At 32.7% G+C, this 16,614-nt stretch carries 15 protein-coding genes; 6 read left to right on the top strand and 9 right to left on the bottom strand.

Annotated elements, in window-relative coordinates:
- The 6 genes from FD06_RS03435 to FD06_RS03410 all read right to left on the bottom strand — a co-directional run.
- On the bottom strand, positions 1 to 1,088 hold a 1,088-nt coding region (locus FD06_RS03435), incomplete at its 3' end, for a collagen-binding domain-containing protein (protein ID WP_156403095.1).
- A 144-nt stretch (positions 1,089 to 1,232) separates the two neighbouring features.
- Positions 1,233 to 2,180, bottom strand: coding sequence for an ABC transporter ATP-binding protein (locus FD06_RS03430; protein WP_056966106.1), 948 nt, complete (start codon positions 2,178 to 2,180; stop codon positions 1,233 to 1,235).
- A gap of 15 nt (positions 2,181 to 2,195) precedes the next feature.
- Positions 2,196 to 3,242: an ABC transporter ATP-binding protein gene (locus FD06_RS03425; protein WP_056966103.1), complete on the bottom strand. Its 1,047-nt coding sequence runs from the start codon at positions 3,240 to 3,242 to the stop codon at positions 2,196 to 2,198.
- Positions 3,243 to 3,250: 8 nt separating this feature from the next.
- Positions 3,251 to 4,270 carry an ABC transporter permease gene (locus tag FD06_RS03420; RefSeq protein ID WP_056966101.1) on the bottom strand — a complete coding sequence of 340 codons (1,020 nt, stop codon included), beginning with the start codon at positions 4,268 to 4,270 and terminating at the stop codon, positions 3,251 to 3,253.
- 3 nt (positions 4,271 to 4,273) lie between these two features.
- Positions 4,274 to 5,203, bottom strand: a complete 930-nt coding sequence (opp3b, locus tag FD06_RS03415) for an oligopeptide ABC transporter permease (protein ID WP_054658797.1) — start codon at positions 5,201 to 5,203, stop codon at positions 4,274 to 4,276.
- Positions 5,204 to 5,347: 144 nt separating this feature from the next.
- Entirely contained in the window at positions 5,348 to 6,967 is a 1,620-nt protein-coding gene (locus FD06_RS03410) for a peptide ABC transporter substrate-binding protein (protein ID WP_054658795.1), read from the bottom strand.
- Positions 6,968 to 7,191: 224 nt separating this feature from the next.
- Here FD06_RS03410 and hflX point away from each other — a divergent pair, with 224 nt between their 5' ends.
- Positions 7,192 to 8,463, top strand: a complete 1,272-nt coding sequence (hflX, locus tag FD06_RS03405; RefSeq protein WP_056966099.1) for a GTPase HflX — start codon at positions 7,192 to 7,194, stop codon at positions 8,461 to 8,463.
- 29 nt (positions 8,464 to 8,492) lie between these two features.
- Here hflX and FD06_RS03400 read toward each other — a convergent pair whose 3' ends face one another.
- The gene (locus tag FD06_RS03400) at positions 8,493 to 9,038 is read right to left on the bottom strand and encodes a guanylate kinase (protein ID WP_054658801.1); all 546 of its coding nucleotides are present in this window, start codon (positions 9,036 to 9,038) and stop codon (positions 8,493 to 8,495) included.
- An 18-nt stretch (positions 9,039 to 9,056) separates the two neighbouring features.
- Positions 9,057 to 9,473: a bis(5'-nucleosyl)-tetraphosphatase gene (locus FD06_RS03395; protein WP_056966097.1), complete on the bottom strand. Its 417-nt coding sequence runs from the start codon at positions 9,471 to 9,473 to the stop codon at positions 9,057 to 9,059.
- 95 nt (positions 9,474 to 9,568) lie between these two features.
- Between FD06_RS03395 and FD06_RS03390 the strand changes: the two genes are divergently transcribed.
- The 3 genes from FD06_RS03390 (at position 9,569) to FD06_RS03380 (ending at position 14,107) form a co-directional block, all read left to right on the top strand.
- On the top strand, positions 9,569 to 11,986 hold the full coding sequence (locus FD06_RS03390; protein ID WP_056966095.1) for a Xaa-Pro dipeptidyl-peptidase: 2,418 nt from the start codon (positions 9,569 to 9,571) through the stop codon (positions 11,984 to 11,986).
- A gap of 61 nt (positions 11,987 to 12,047) precedes the next feature.
- Entirely contained in the window at positions 12,048 to 12,956 is a 909-nt protein-coding gene (locus FD06_RS03385; protein ID WP_054658803.1) for a proline iminopeptidase-family hydrolase, read from the top strand.
- Entirely contained in the window at positions 12,953 to 14,107 is a 1,155-nt protein-coding gene (locus tag FD06_RS03380) for a polysaccharide deacetylase family protein (RefSeq protein ID WP_056966092.1), read from the top strand. Before FD06_RS03385 ends, FD06_RS03380 begins: the two co-directional genes overlap by 4 nt.
- Before the next feature lie 41 nt (positions 14,108 to 14,148).
- Here the strand turns inward: FD06_RS03380 and FD06_RS03375 are convergent, their stop codons facing one another.
- A complete protein-coding gene (locus FD06_RS03375; protein WP_056966240.1) occupies positions 14,149 to 15,672 on the bottom strand; it encodes an ABC-F family ATP-binding cassette domain-containing protein in 1,524 nt (507 codons plus the stop codon).
- Between the two features lie 176 nt (positions 15,673 to 15,848).
- On the opposite strand from FD06_RS03375, the gene FD06_RS03370 reads away from it, so the two are divergent.
- Together FD06_RS03370 and FD06_RS07660 are read left to right on the top strand one after the other, a co-directional pair.
- Positions 15,849 to 16,229, top strand: a complete 381-nt coding sequence (locus FD06_RS03370; RefSeq protein ID WP_056966090.1) for a VOC family protein — start codon at positions 15,849 to 15,851, stop codon at positions 16,227 to 16,229.
- Between the two features lie 83 nt (positions 16,230 to 16,312).
- The coding region (locus FD06_RS07660; protein WP_162256009.1) for a helix-turn-helix domain-containing protein at positions 16,313 to 16,614 on the top strand (302 nt) is incomplete at its 3' end.

Here is a 16,614-nt window from a genome sequence, read left to right as displayed (position 1 = left end):
TCCGGTGTATCTGGTTTGCTTGGTTGTTCCGGTGTATCTGGTTTGCTTGGTTGCTCTGGTGTTGAAATATCCCATCTATGAGTTTCTCCAGAAATTTTAACTTCTTTAGCAACTAAATTACCGTCAATGTTAACACTAGAATTAATTTTGGCATTGGGAGCTAAAATACTTCCCATAAAAAATCCACTACTAAAGTGAATAGATCCAGAATAGTTTCCAAAATTCCATAAAATTTTATTAGGTAAACTATGATTTTCAGAACTATTCAAGTTACCATAAGAGCCACGGTAATTTAACTGTGTTTTTGTGTTAATAGATAATTCAGAAGAATTTGGAATATCAGTAACATTAATAATAACATTAGCATTTTGGGATATATTTTTTAAAAATATATCTTGCGGACAAGATATATATTCATAAGGAACATTCAAATACTTAGTTTTAGTGGAATCAGTATTTTCGAATTCTATTGTTCTTCTATTCATATCTGAAAAACTTTTTTTAAAATCATTAGAATCTTCAAGATGTGAATAATATTGTTCAGATTTATTAGCAAGCTTCATAAATTCATTGTCAAAATCGATATATTTATCGTTATTAAATACTAAAGACTGAATATTTTTACTATTAACGTTTTGATTATTAATTTGTAATCCTTTATCTGAAAAATCACCTTGAACTTTACTTCCAAAAATTACGTGATTTTTTGCCCCCCTAAATGATGTGGAATTACGAACTTCTTTTACATTTTTAATATAAAAAACATCAGCTCCACTAGTTAAATTAAAGTTATTAGTTCGAGTACCATATTCCAAAATGTCACAATTCTCAGAAGCAATATTTCCATTACAATCAGCAGAAATATAAGTATCTTTAGAAAAAATATGAAATATAGATGCTATACCTATAGGATTATTTTTATCTATATTTCTAATATCAACGTTATTTTCTGAAAAATACCGATCATCTAGAATACTAAAATTTTCGTTATAAACTTGCGTAGCAAGAATTCTATAAGTATCATTGAACAAAAGCACAGAAACTATACAAACAAAAATGATAAGCGTAAATTTTATTTTATTAAGCATATAAAATTCTCCAAAAATTAAATTTTTATTAAGTTTTTAACAAAAAAATATATTATCACTATATAGGAGCATATTCAATTTAAATTTAATTAGATTATTTTTAATAAAGTAGACTAAAAAAAGAAGAGATTTTATCTCTTCTTTTTATTTACCATTATTTAATCTATCTTTATACATTGCTACTTCTTCTTTAGTGGCTCTAACGTAATGTCTAGGTGAAATTTCTACTAGACTGCGTTCTTGTCCATCATCTTCTTTAGAAGCATCATAATCAACAATTTGACGTTGACGTTCATATTCAGGGTCAGGAACTGGCACTGCTGATAGTAAACTTCTAGTGTAATCATGTAGTGGATGATTATACAATTCATCAGCATCAGCGATTTCTAGCATTTTACCGTAGTGCATAACCCCAATCCGGTCACTAATGTATTTAACCATTGATAAATCATGTGCAATGAATAAATAAGTTAAACCACGTTTTCTTTGGAGTTCCTTTAACAAGTTAACTACTTGCGCTTGAATAGAAACATCAAGAGCTGAAATTGGTTCATCAGCAATAATGAACTTTGGTTTAACTGCCAATGCACGTGCAATCCCAATTCTTTGACGTTGACCACCAGAGAATTCGTGAGGATAGCGATTAGCATGTTCTTTATTCAAACCAACCGTTTCAAGTAAGTCTTCCACTTGCTTGTTACGATCATCATCATCTTTGGCTAAATGATTAATGTCGATACCTTCAGCAACGATATCTTTAACTTTCATTCGTGGGTTTAGGGATGCATATGGATCTTGGAATACCATTTGCATATCTCGTCTAAACTTAGCCTTTTTTTCACGACTATTTAATTTAGAAACGTCAGTACCTTCAAAAGTAATTTTACCTGAAGTAGGCGTGTATAAATGACAAATAGCTCGACCAGTAGTAGTTTTACCTGAGCCAGATTCACCTACTAAACCAAACGTTTCACCTTTGTAAATATCAAAAGTAATATCGTTAACAGCCTTAACTTCATCAGGTTTACCCACATTAAAAAATTGCTTTAAGTGTTCCACCTGTAAAATCTTAGGAGCATTTTTATCTTCCATATTTTTTACCACCTATTATTTCATATTAATATCTTTAAAATGTTTTTGACGTTTTACAATTTCGTCTGGTGGAGTGACCTTTGGTGCACGGTCATCCAATAACCATGTCGCTGCATAATGCGTATCAGAAACTTTAAAGAATGGTGGCTGTTTAATCGTATCAATTTTTAAAGCATACTTATTTCTAGCTGCAAAAGCATCCCCAACCGGTGGTTCTAATAAATCAGGTGGTGTACCTGGAATTGAAGGCAACACTTCTGATTTAGTATCTAATGTTGGCATGGAGCTCAATAGTCCCCATGTGTATGGATGCTTAGGATTGTAAAAGATTTCGTCAACCGTTCCATATTCAACAATCTTACCGGCATACATAACTGCAACACGGTCAGCCATTCCAGCAACTACCCCTAAATCATGTGTAATAAAGATAATTGAAGTATTAATCTTATCTTGCAATTCTTTCATTAATTTAAGGATTTTAGCTTGAATTGTAACATCCAAAGCAGTAGTTGGTTCATCGGCAATAATAATTTCTGGATAAGTTATCAAAGCAATCGCAATCACAATTCTTTGACGCATTCCACCTGAAAATTGATAAGGATAGTCATTTAAACGGTCTTTGGCATTTGTAATCCCTACTAATTTCAACATTTCTAAAGCCTTATCCATTGCTTTGTCTTTGCTCATATTTTGATGAATCATTAAAGGTTCAGCAATTTGACGACCAATTTTCATTGTTGGATCCAATGAAGTCATGGGGTCTTGAAAAATTTCAGCGATATGTTTTCCACGAAATTTACTCAATTCTTTTTCGCTTTTACCTAAAATTTCTTCATCATTAAATTTAATACTGCCACCAGCAATTTCAGTATTGGAGGCGTTTAATCCCATAATACTTCTAGTGGTTACCGTTTTACCTGACCCAGACTCACCAACGATAGCGAGGGTTTCACCTTTTTTCAAATCAAAGCTAACATCTCGAATCGCTTTAATCTTTCCTGCATAGGTATTGAAATTAATTTTTAAATCTCTAACCTCTAAAATGTCATCTTTATTTTCCAAAGTTTCACCTACTCTCTTGTTCTAGGGTCAAAGGCATCACGAAGACCATCACCAAGAATATTGAACGCAATCATTAATAATGAAAGTACGATTGCTGGTATCCACATTTGGTATGGCAAGTATTGGAATGATTTTTGACCATCACTAATTAATGTACCTAATGAAGCTGCTGGAGCTGGCACTCCAATTCCAATGAATGACAAGAATGCTTCAAAGAAAATAGCATTTGGAATCGTAAGCATTGTGTTAACAATAATTACACTTGAAAGGTTTGGTAATAAATGTTTAAAGGCAATCTTCCAAGGCTTTTGCCCTAATGATCTAGCAGCCAATACGAATTCTTGACTCTTTAATTCTAAAGTTTGTGCTCTAACTAAACGCGCCATGTTAATCCAACCTGTAAAGGCTAATACCAATACGATTGAACCAATGCCGGGTTTGAAAAGTAATAATAGCAAAATCATAACTACCAAGTTAGGTACGGAAAGCATGATTTCAATAATTCTTTGCATAATAGTATCTACTCTGCCGCCCTTCCAGCCGGAGATAATACCGTAAGTAACCCCGATGGTTAAGTCAAAGAAAGTTGCTACCATTGCAATAATTAATGAAATTCTAGTACCGGATAAAGTTCTAGCTAATAAATCACGACCTAGATAATCACTACCTAACCAGTAATGAACATTAGCTGCATCTCCAGTATATGCATTAACTCTTTGGCCACCTTGGACCAAAGTTCCATTAAATCCTGGAATATCAATTCCCGGAATTCTTGGAGGTAAATTATTTAAGTTAGGATGTGTCGCAATGTTACTAACTGATGGAATTAGTTGTGAACCAAAAGCTAACACGACGAAAAATATTACAATATACATTGAAATCATTGCTGCTTTATTTTTCTTAAGACGACGCCAAGAATCTTTCAAGAAGGTTAATGACGGAGCAGCAATTCGTTCATTATCTAAATGAGAGCCATCTGATAATGGTTCAAAAGCATCTTTAGGTAACTTATTTGCGTTATCTGCCATTGTTTAATCCCTCTTTCCTGTAATTCTAATTCTTGGATCCACTAATCCATAAACGATGTCAGTTATCAATAACACTACACATAGCATGAAACAATATACAATGGTTAATCCCATGATGGTTGGATAATCATTAGTAGTGATAGAGTTAACAAATTGTTCACCAATTCCTGGAATAGCAAAAATATTTTCAACAACTAGTGATCCAGTCATAATATTTACGGCTAATGGACCAATGATTGTAATTAATGGTATCAAACTATTTCTCAAAGCATGGTGGTAAATAATTCCTAATTTACCTAACCCTTTAGCTCGGGCCAGCTCAATATAGTCTGAATTTAAAACATCAACCATTTCAGTTCTAACGAATCGTGCTGATTCAGCCAATGGCATTACCGCTAAAGCAATTGTTGGCATGATTGTGTAAGCAAAACCACTCCATCCAGCGATTGGGAAAGCACGTAATTTCAATCCAAAGAAATATTGAAGTAAAATAGCTAGCACAAATGATGGAATTGAAATTCCTAGAATTGAAATAATAGTTGTAGAAGTGTCAACCCAAGTGTTTTTCTTAATTGCACCCAATGCCCCTAAAACAATTCCTAGAAGTACACCGATTAACATAGCTTGTAAACCTAATAACAATGAAGGTCCAATTCTACTACTAATAAGATATGATACTGGTTGGTCACTAAATTGGAATGATGTTCCAAAGTTACCATGTACAGCGTTAGCTAAGTAACTCAAGTACTGTTGCCAGACTGGTTTATCTAAACCATATTGTTGTAAAATCAATTGTTGCTCAGTAGGAGACAACTTAGCTTGGTTAGTCAGGGGTGTCCCTGGCATGAGTTTCATTAAAAAGAAGGTTATGGTAGTAACAATAAATAATGTTAATGCCAAATAAAATATTCTTTTTGCTAAATACTTTACCATGATATTCCTCGCATTCTGTATTTTATTAATACCAAACTTTATTTGTTCAATATGTATAGTAAGTAATTTAAAATTACTTACTTTTTGTTAATGTTTCTATGATATCAAGATTTAATTAAAAAGTGTTATATGAGTACCTTTTAATTATTTAACGCTAGCATTACGGAAGTCTAATCCTGAACCTGTTGGGTAGAATTGAACTCCTTGAACACGTGAGTTGATAGCGTATGGTTGAGCTTGATGATAGATTGGGATGATTCCTTGATCGTTCATCAAAGTCTTTTCAGCTTGAACCATGTCGTTCCAACGCTTGTCAGTGTTGTTAGCATCTTGACCTTCAGCATTTTGAACTAACTTATCATATTCCGCATTCTTCCATTTACCATTGTTGTATGAGTTATCAGAAGTAAATAGTGTTAAGAATGTGATTGGGTCTGGGAAGTCACCATTCCAAGCAGAAACCACCATGTCAAATTGACCATTTTGTGAACGTGATAAACGACTCTTGAATGGTAAGTTTTGGTTAGTAACTTTCAAACCAGGTAATTGTTCAAATTGAGTTTGTAGATATTCAGTCGTATTCTTACCAGCAGCAGTATCATCAGAAAGTAAGGAAACGTTTAAGTTCTTCTTACCAACTTCTTTAAGTCCCTTGGCCCATAATTTCTTAGCTTCAGCCATGTTATAGTCAACACCAGATTTTACATAAGCATCATTAGTGAAGTCTTTACCCTTTAGTGATGCTAAACCTGGAGATACATAGCCAACAGCAGGAAGTGAACCGTCACCTAAAGTATTCTTAGTAAATTGTTGACGATTAATTGCTAATGAAAGAGCTTTACGAATGTTTACATTTCTGAATGCTGGATCTTTCTTTTGATTCAATTCAAGATAGAATGTTGAAGCTGTCTTTTCATTATGGAATTCTTTACTGTTCTTGTATTGACCAACTTGTTGAGCACCAACAAGTTTAATAGCATCTAATTTACCAGATTGGTATTCATTTAAAGCCGTACTTGGTGTCTTTTGAACATTGAACTTAACACCGTCAATCTTAGTAGCTTTGTTATTCCAGTATTCTTTATTACGCGTAAGTGTCCAACTATCATTAGTACCAGTCCAACCAGTAACCTTAAATGGACCGTTGTAAATCATGCTACTACTGTTAGTTCCATAGGCTGAACCAAATTTCTTAACCGCACTTTCACTTTGTGGGAAGAAAGGTGTCATAGTAACTAAGTATTTAAAGTATGATTGAGGCTTAGACAAGGTAACTACTAATTTATAATCACCATCAGCCTTTACACCCAATGAAGAAACCGGTGCTTTATTTTGACTAATTTCAGTTGCATTCTTAACATGATCAAATAAATATGAGTATTGAGATGCAGTCTTAGGTGCAACTGATCTTTGCCATCCATAGACAAAGTCTTTAGCAGTAACTGGTTTCCCATCACTCCATTTTGAATGTCTCAAGTTAAATGTATATGTCTTACCATCTTTAGAAACCTTGTAGCTTTCAGCAACACCAGGAGCTACTTTACTATCTTTAGCAGAATTAAGTAATCCCTCATTACTGTTGCTTAATGTTTCAGCACTAACATGGTCTGTAGCCTTGGAAACATCTAAAGTTGGCAAATTGGCACTTTCTTGCCATTGAATTGTCTTACTCTTAGATTCTTGAGAAGAATTACCACAAGCAGCTAGAAGTAAAGCTGATGATAATCCAACTGTACTAAGTTTTACAACTGAACTTAACTTCATAAAATAAACCCCACCCTTTTTTATTTTCAAATCGCGTATTTGAAAAAAATCTGCTTTTATAAAAGTTGTAAATATATTAACATTAAAAACAGATTAAAATCAATGATTTGTTTTAATTTTTTTAACATCATTCAAATTTAATGCTCATTTTTTATAAATAAAATTAGTTCGATGTTATAACTATAAATGTTATAATATTAGCAACAATTAAGGGGGATAATTGATTGAATAATGAATTATTACCGGTAATAACTATCGGATTAAATTTAAATAATGAACGATTTGAGTACTCAATGAAAGAATTGTCAGCATTGGCATTTGCGAACAATATGCAAGTAGTTGAAGAATTAGTTCAGAAATTAGATCATCCTGACTCAGCCACCTACTTTGGTAAGGGAAAAGTAGAATTATTAAAAGAAACTGCTACTGCTCATAATGTAAATACCGTAGTAGTTAATGATGAATTATCACCTAGCCAACTTAGAAATTTAGAAAAAAAGACTGAAGTTAAAATTATTGACCGAACTGGATTAATTTTAGAAATATTTGCCAATCGAGCTCGTACTCATGAAGCTAAATTACAAGTGCAATTAGCTAAGCTACAGTACCAATTACCAAGACTACACACTAGTGCTAGTCAACGTCTAGACCAACAAACCGGTTCTGGAGGTGGCGGTTTCACTAACCGTGGTTCCGGTGAATCACAATTGGAATTAAATCGCCGAGTTATTGAAAAAAGCATCACTCATATTAAAGAAGAATTAAAAACAATTGAAAAATCTGACAAAACACAAAGAAAGCAACGTGCTAAGTCAGATATTCCTAATGTAGCTTTAGTGGGTTATACTAATGCTGGAAAATCAACAATCATGAATCAGTTAGTACAACGATATGGTGAAAACGTTGAAAAACAAGTTATGGTAAAAAACATGCTGTTTGCAACTTTGGATACTAGCGTTAGGAAATTAGTATTTTCAGACCAAAAGAAAATGTTGTTATCTGACACGGTTGGATTTGTAAGTAAATTGCCACACCAATTAATTAAAGCCTTCCGTTCAACGCTATCAGAAGCTGCCAGTGCTGATTTATTAGTTCAAGTAGTCGATGAGTCTGATGAAAATAAACAACTAATGATGGAAACTACCAACGAAACTCTAAAGGAGATTGGTATTGAAAATATTCCGATGCTAACAATCTTTAATAAAGCTGATTTAGCTAATGAAAGTCGCCCTGTTCGTACTGGTAACAGTTTAACAATGGCTGCTTTGGAAGATTCATCGGTTAATGAGTTAGTTAATGTCATTAAAGAAAAGATTTTAAAAAACTACGCAACTATCAACTTATTAATTCCATTCAGCGATGGCAATGTTGTTGAATATCTCAATTCCAACGCCAATGTACTCGAAACCAAATACAATGCTGAAGGAACTGAAATTAAAGTTGAATTACCTGATAGTGATTTAAATCGTTTCGAAAAATATGTAATAAAAAAATAAAAAAATTTCCTTATTTTAAGGAAATTTTTTTATTTACCAAATATATGATTTAACTTTTGCTTTGTAGCATCCCAATTATCATTATTTATAACGATTGAATTACTTAATTCAGCTGGCAATTGTTGATCTCTTTTGTACTCTAAGCTATTAATCCTTTGAATAATCTTACGCATTGAATCACCACGTTTAATCATTCGATGTTTTAACATTTCAACATTATTCACCTGCAAAAAAATAACTACAGCCTGTGCGCCTAGCTTTTGCTTATAAGTTATAGCACCCTTAGTGTCTAAAACAATAACGGCATCCGATGACTTTTGCCAAGCTAAATTTAATCCTTCATATGATGAACCATACTTAGCTCCAGAATAAGTGACAGTCTCTAAATAGTGCTTTTGATTAAAAGTATCACTATTTTCAAAATAATAATCAGCACCATCTTTTTCATTGAAACGTGGTTCACGCGTTGTATGGGTAATTACCTTAGTCATTTTAAAATGCTTAGCTAAGTAATTTCTAACCGTAGTCTTTCCAGAGCCAGCCGCCCCAGTAACTACAATTACTTTATTTGCCATTATAAATACTCCTTAAAATTAAGAATGTTTGTTAGATATATATTTATGCATTGCATCTAATGCTAGTTTCAAATTTTCAAAAGTTAGCTTAGAACGTGCATCATCATAGCCTAACCACGCAAAATCACTAATTTCTTCTTTTTGTAACATTACTTTATCGGTATTCACTTTACTACTATAAAAAGTAACTGATTTATGATGACCATTTTTCATGTCGTACTCAATCACATATTTAAAATTAGGATCGATGGAAGCATCAATGCCAGTTTCTTCTTTAATTTCACGAATTGCGGCTTGCACTAAATCTTCACCTTTTTCAATATGTCCCTTTGGGAAGCCCCAAAAATCACTAGTAGCACTTTTTTCAAGTAAATAGTATGGTTTATCTTCTATCAAACGATATACAATTGCCCCACCATCAATCTCAGTAACCATATCTTAATCCCTCCCGAATTGACTAATTATATCTGTTCATTATAACATTGATGAAAATTAGGATATAATTGAACCAATTTAAAGGGGTGGCGTATATGAAAAATAACCAATTTGCAATCGTACCAAATGATTTTAAAAATAAAAAAATTGAATTAGAAAAGTTACATTTTTTAGACTCAGATGCAGAAAAAATTGATAAACCTTGTGCATTATTAAAAGAATTTTTACTAAAAGCATTTTTAGATAGTCAAAGTAACGCTATTAAAGGCCAAAAGATATCAGGCATTCTAGCTTCAGAAGATGAGGATGCACTAAGTTATCTAGATGACAACGAACCACTTTCGAAAATTGCTTTCTACAATATCGCTCTACAACTGTTAGGTTTTCAAGTTGGTGTTGATTTTGAGATTGATGATTCTATTTCAAAAATGAAAGAATGGAATTTGCCAGTTGATAATTCAAAAGACCCAATGTCTACGGATGAAGTCATTTCAGCATGGTATTTATTATTAAATACCCACAATAAATATGGTCAAACTTACATAGATTATTTAGCTTCAACTGGCTACTTTGCACAAAACTATAATAAGTTTGAAAAGCCATTGATTTTTAATGGAAAATCAATGCCTGTTTACGACACTAACGAATTAATTCGTGAAGTCGTGTATGTAGAAGCATCACAAGATACTGATGAAGATGGAAAATTAGACTTATTAAAGGTTGAAATTTTAAGACCTAAAGAAAGTAACAAAAGCAGTGTCCCAGTTTTATTTACAGCTAGTCCTTACAATCAAGGTACTAATGATGAAAGTGGTGAAAAATTAACCCACAAAGTTAATGTACCTTTAAAACACAAAGAACCTGTAAGTTATAAGTATGACCAAATTAAATTTAAAGATAAAAAAGCTGAGTTACCAGAACCTAGAAATATTGAAGGTAAAACTCGCAAAGCTGAACAAACTTTTGACCGAGAAGCCTCATATACATTAAACGATTACTTCTTAGCCCGTGGATTTGCTGTAGTCTATTCTGCTGGAATTGGAACTAAGGAATCTGACGGTTTAAGAACTACTGGCTCCCCTGAAGAAACTAAATCTGCTACCGCCGTAATTGAATGGTTAGCTGGTAATCGCACAGCCTTCACTAACAAAGTTGATAACACTGAAATCAAAGCATGGTGGTCAAATGGCAACGTAGCAATGACTGGTCGTTCTTATTTAGGAACTCTACAAACAGCGGCTGCTACTACCGGAGTTGATGGCCTTAAAACTTGTATTTCCGAAGCTGCAATTTCTAGTTGGTATGACTACTATCGTGACAATGGTTTAGTTGTTGCACCAGGTGGCTTTCAGGGTGAAGATGCTGATGTTTTAGCCGAAGAAACATTTAGTCGCCAGCAAGAAGCTGGGGATTATATGAAGATTAAAAATAAATGGCTAACTCAACTAAAAAATATTACTAAGCAACAAGACCGTGAAACTGGTAACTATAACACTTTCTGGGATGCTCGTAATTATCTAAAAGATGTTAAAAATATTAAAGCAGACATGGTGTTAGTTCATGGATTAAACGATTGGAACGTAAAACCACGAAATGTCGAAAATCTATGGCAAGCTTTGAAAAAGGTCCCAGTTGAAACTAAATTATTTTTACACCAAGGACAACATATTTATATCAATGCCTTTCAATCTTTAGATTTCACCGATATGATGAATTTATGGTTAACTAACAAACTATTAGGGATTAAAAATAAGGCTAATGAGTTAATTCCTAATGTTACTATCCAAGATAATGTAAAACCAGAAACTTGGAATACTTATGAAGATTGGTCAGATGCCGAAGTTAGTTTGGAATATCATTTAAATGAAAACAGTTTAATGAGTAGTGAAATTAGCGATTCAAAACTATCCTTTAATGATAAATTAGAAACCTCAACGTTTGATAAATACACTAAAAATTACGATAAATGGCGTAAAGACTTACTAGAAGATAATAGTGAAATGAAAAATAACCGTCTGATCTTCAAAACTAAAGCTTTAGATGATGATACCTTTATCGATGGTAAAGTAAATGTTAAAGTAAACGTCGCATCTGACCAAAACTATGGAATGCTTAGTTTTATGCTAGTCGATTACGGAGACGCCAAACGTTTAACCGAAAGTCCACAAAGTGTTGAATACAAGCGTATTAACGAAGGCTTTTTATGGCGAGAAGATAGTCTAAGAGAATTTAAATTACAAAAAAAGACCACCTCTTATAAAAAGATAACTGAAGGTCACATTAACCTACAAAACCGTACTAATAACTATTCAGTGGATGAAATGGAAGCGAACACTTTTTACGATGTTGAAATGGAATTGCAACCTACTTTTTATCATTTAACTAAGGGGCATCAAATTGGTTTAGTTGTTTATGCAACTGATTTTGAAATGACTAATCGCGGCAATCAAGACATTAATTATTCAATCAACTTAAAAGAATCATCAATTGAAATACCAATTTTTGATAATTAATTTATATTATTATAAAAAGTGTTACGATATTAATGACAAAACTACGAAATGAGGGATTAATTTGAAACAAGGTACAAAAATAATCACTTTAGATAATGGATATCATTTATGGACACATACTTCTGGTGAAGGAAAAATTAACTTATTAGCATTACATGGTGGCCCCGGTGGAACTCACGAATACTGGGAAAACACGGCTGAAGAATTGAAAAAGCAAGGATTAGACGTTCAAGTTACTATGTACGACCAATTAGGCTCTTGGTACTCTGACACGCCTGATTTAAGTGACCCTGAAACTGCGAAAAAGATTTTATCATACGACTACTTTGTAGATGAAGTTGAAGAAGTTCGTCAAAAGTTAGGCCTCGATGATTTTTACTTAATTGGACAATCTTGGGGTGGCCTATTAGTTCAACTATATTCACAAAAATATGGTAATCATTTAAAAGGAGCCATTATTTCATCAATGGTTGATGAAATTGATGATTACACTAAACATTTGGATGAAATTCGTGAAAAAGAATTTTCACCAGAAGACTTAGCTTTCATGAAAGAATGTGAAGCTAAAAACGATTATGACAACGAAAGATATCAAAAATGTGTTGATAAACTAAATAAAGACTACATTGACCGTAAGCAACCTTCTAAATTAGACCACTTAGTTAATGTAGCTAACACTGACATTTACAACGCCTTCCAAGGTGATAATGAATTTGTTATTACTGGAAAATTAGGCGAATGGCACAACACTAAAAACTTAAAAGACGATAAAGTTCCTACTCTAGTAACGTTTGGTGAACATGAATCCATGCCTCTAGAAACTGGAAAACGTATGGCTGAAATGATTCCAAAAGCTAAATTTGTTTCTACGCCTAATGGTGGACACCATCACATGATTGATAATGCGCCGGTTTATTATGACCATTTAGCAACATTTATTAGAGAGGTTGAAAGAGGAGACTATGAATGAGAATGTATAAAAAGTCATATAGATTAGTTTTTATCTTATTGACTGTAATAGCATTACTATTCGTAAGTAATATTTCAGTTAACGCTAACGAAAACGCTAAAAATAGTAGTAAAAAGAATAATGACGTGGAAAAAGTTATAAATAGTCAAAATAATAAGACACGTACTGGTAATAATAAAAAGACTCCAAGTAATAAAAGCAAAGTTAAGCCTAAAAAGGCAGTTAGCAAAATTAGTAAATTAACTTATGGACAAATTATCGGTAACGACAATCACAAGCTAATAACAATTAGACAATTATTAAGAAATCGAATAGCTGAAAAAAACAATTTAAATAATAAAGCTGCTCAGGGGTTAATTAATTTTAATGTTCCAGCTAGCTTAAAAAGTAAAGGTTTCGAAATCAGCAAAAACTACTTTACAATCTATTTAAAAAACAACAACTATAAAGTTGTAAAAGTAGCCATTCCTTTGAAACAATTGAGCGGAATTATTTTAAATCGTTATTTGCCTAAGCCATATCGTTTTAGAAATGTTAATACTAACGAAAAAACGGTAACTTTAACTTTTGATGATGGTCCTGACCCAACTTTAACACCTAAATTATTAAAAATATTACGTAGATACAAAGTACCAGCTACATTTTTTGAATTAGGTAGTAATGTTGATAAGTATCCTAAGGTAAGTAAACAAGTTGCTGAATCAGGTAATTTGATTGGTAATCATTCTTGGAGTCATCCTCAATTAAACTCCTTATCGAAAGAACAAATCCAAAAACAAATCGCTGGCACTAATGCTGCAATCTATAAAGCAACGGGTAAATTACCTAGCTACTTAAGACCTCCATACGGAGCTACAAACTCGACTGTTAGCAACATTGCACAAACTCCAATCGTTATGTGGTCAGTTGACTCAATGGACTGGAAATTCTTAAATGCATTACAAACTGAACAACAAGTTATAAAAACCGTTTATCCTGGATCTGTTATTTTAATGCATGATATTCACCCTACTTCAGTACAAGCGGTTCCTTCAATTATTGAAAGTTTAAGAAGTCGTGGTTATCATTTTGTAACCCTTCCTCAAATTATTAATCGCCCACTACTAGCGGGATATGAATACTTTGGTCACAATGACTTTAGAAATGACTAATAAAAAATCACTATCAATTAATTTGATAGTGATTTTTTATTTTATTTAGGTTGTTCCCTTAAACTTAGCTTTTCAACATCTAAGACCTTATCAACCAGTCCGTTATAGAAACTAGCCTCATGTGAAACAATAATTGCATTTCCGGGAAATGCTTTAATTGCACGTTTTAGAGACTCTTTAGTTTCATCATCTAAGTGATTAGTTGGTTCATCCATGATTAAGAAATTACTAGGCACAAATTCCATCATCGATAATTTAACCTTAGTTTGTTCACCACCAGATAGTTCCCCAATTGGTTTCATCGCATTAGCTGCATCTAAACCACATTTTGCTAACTTAGTTCGAATATCTTTTTGGGTTAACTTAGGATATTTTTCTTGAACTATTTGTAATGGTGTTTGATTGTCATTACTCCAAACCAAATCTTGACTGAAGTAACTAACCTTAGCGGATGGCGAAAAATTAGCAGAACCACCTTTTGGTTTTAACAGTCCTAAGATAGTTTTAATTAATGTTGATTTACCAACCCCATTAAAACCTTCGAAACCAACTTTTTGGTCTGTATTGACTGAAAAACTAACTGGTTTCAATAGTGGTTTATCATAACCAACCGAAAGTTCATCTACACTTAAAGCATTTTGTGACCCAGTATCTTCGTATGGAAAATCAAATGAAGCATGAATGTTAGTCGAAGGTGGTTCAACAATTTCCATATGCGATAACATTTTTTCACGTGATTTAGCCATGGTTGATTTGGAACCCGCTTTATTTTTACGAATAAAACTCTTAGCTTTTTCAATTTGAACTTGTTGCTTCTCATATTCACGTTGTTGGGCTTTTTCACGTTCATGGCGTTGACGCATTGCTTGTTTAAAGCTACCACGATACTTCATGATTTTTCCAAAAGCAACATTAATAATACAGTTAGTAACTTGTTCCAAGAAATCGTAATCGTGTGAAATAATCATTGCAGCACCTTGGAATGAATTTAAATAATCCACTAGCCAAGCAATATGTGCAGTATCTAGATAGTTAGTTGGTTCATCAAGCAAAATAACATCTGGACTTTCCAAAATTAATTTAGCTAAGATGATTTTGGAACGTTGTCCACCTGACATATTAGCAATTGCTTGATCACGCTTAACGTCATCTAAACCTAGTCCAGTAATAACTCTTTCAATTTCAGTTTCTATATCATAAAAACTATGTGCTTCTAGATTTTCTTGAATTCTACCGGCTTGTTCTAACAACTTATCATCCATGGTCTCAGCATATTGTTCATATAATTTTTCCATATGTTCAGACATGTCATATAAATCTTTATAGGCCGTATGCAAAAACTTGATCAAAGTCATGCCTTCAGGAATATCGGCATATTGATCTAAGTAACCAATTTTGGTATTTTTCTGCCATTTTACCGAGCCAGAAAGTGGTAATTCAACTCCAGTAATCAACTTAATAAGAGTACTTTTACCTACTCCATTTTGGCCAACTATTCCCATGTGTTCGCCTTTATTCAATTGAAAACTGGCTTCGTCGTATAGCATTTTATCTGCAAAACCCATACTTAAATTTTCAACATCAAGTAAAGCCAAAATTTTCTCCCCTTAGTTCGTTTCCTTTTTTAAATATACAGTACTAAAATTACCATATTTACAGTGATAACGTCAATTATATAAAAATGATATACTAGTTAATATGTTAATAAATAAAATATAAAATGAAAGTTGGAATGGTTAACATGAAAATTAAAGATATTGATCATATAACTATTGCCGTAGAAAATTTAGAAAGATGTATGCGTTTTTATCACGAAGTTTTAGATTTGCCAATTGTAAATCAAGATACCAAAAGCATCTTACTACAAATTGGTAAACAAAAAATAAAATTAGTTTTACGTAGTCAAAACGAATTAACACCTGATAAAGAAACTGCATCTTCAGCAAGTTTTTGTGTCATTGCTAAAGATAGTTTAAAAGATATTCAATCACATTTAGCAAATTATGGAGTTAATATCGTAGATGGTCCCAAATTAGTTCATGGTTCAAATGGAGAAATGAATTCAATTCACATCACAGACCCTGAAGGAAATCTAATTGAAATTTGCGAATATAAAAAATAAAAAAGCTAGACAAATCAAGGCTGTTTTGAAGCGACCCCCAAAAGTTGGACAATAAAATGTTCAATAATTTGGGGGTTATTTTTTTGGTTAAATTTAGTAGCAAATTAAAATTACAAATAGTATTAGAATACTTATCAGGGACTGGTTCAACTTCGTTGAACCACAAGTATAATATTAATGGTAGTGCCACTGTACTATTTTGGGTACGAATGTATCAAAAATATGGAATTAATGGTTTAATTGTGAAAACTAGTAAACAAGCATATTCTTATATGTATAAATTAAAAGTGCTGAACTGGATGAGACTCCACAAAAGCTCATACCCAGAAACAGCACTTCATTTTAATATCTCTTCACCATCATCCATATTTGTATGGGAGAGAAA

Source organism: Apilactobacillus ozensis DSM 23829 = JCM 17196, from assembly GCF_001435995.1.
GTDB classification, from domain to species: Bacteria; Bacillota; Bacilli; order Lactobacillales; family Lactobacillaceae; genus Apilactobacillus; species Apilactobacillus ozensis.
This window is presented reverse-complemented; position numbering and strand designations above follow the sequence as displayed.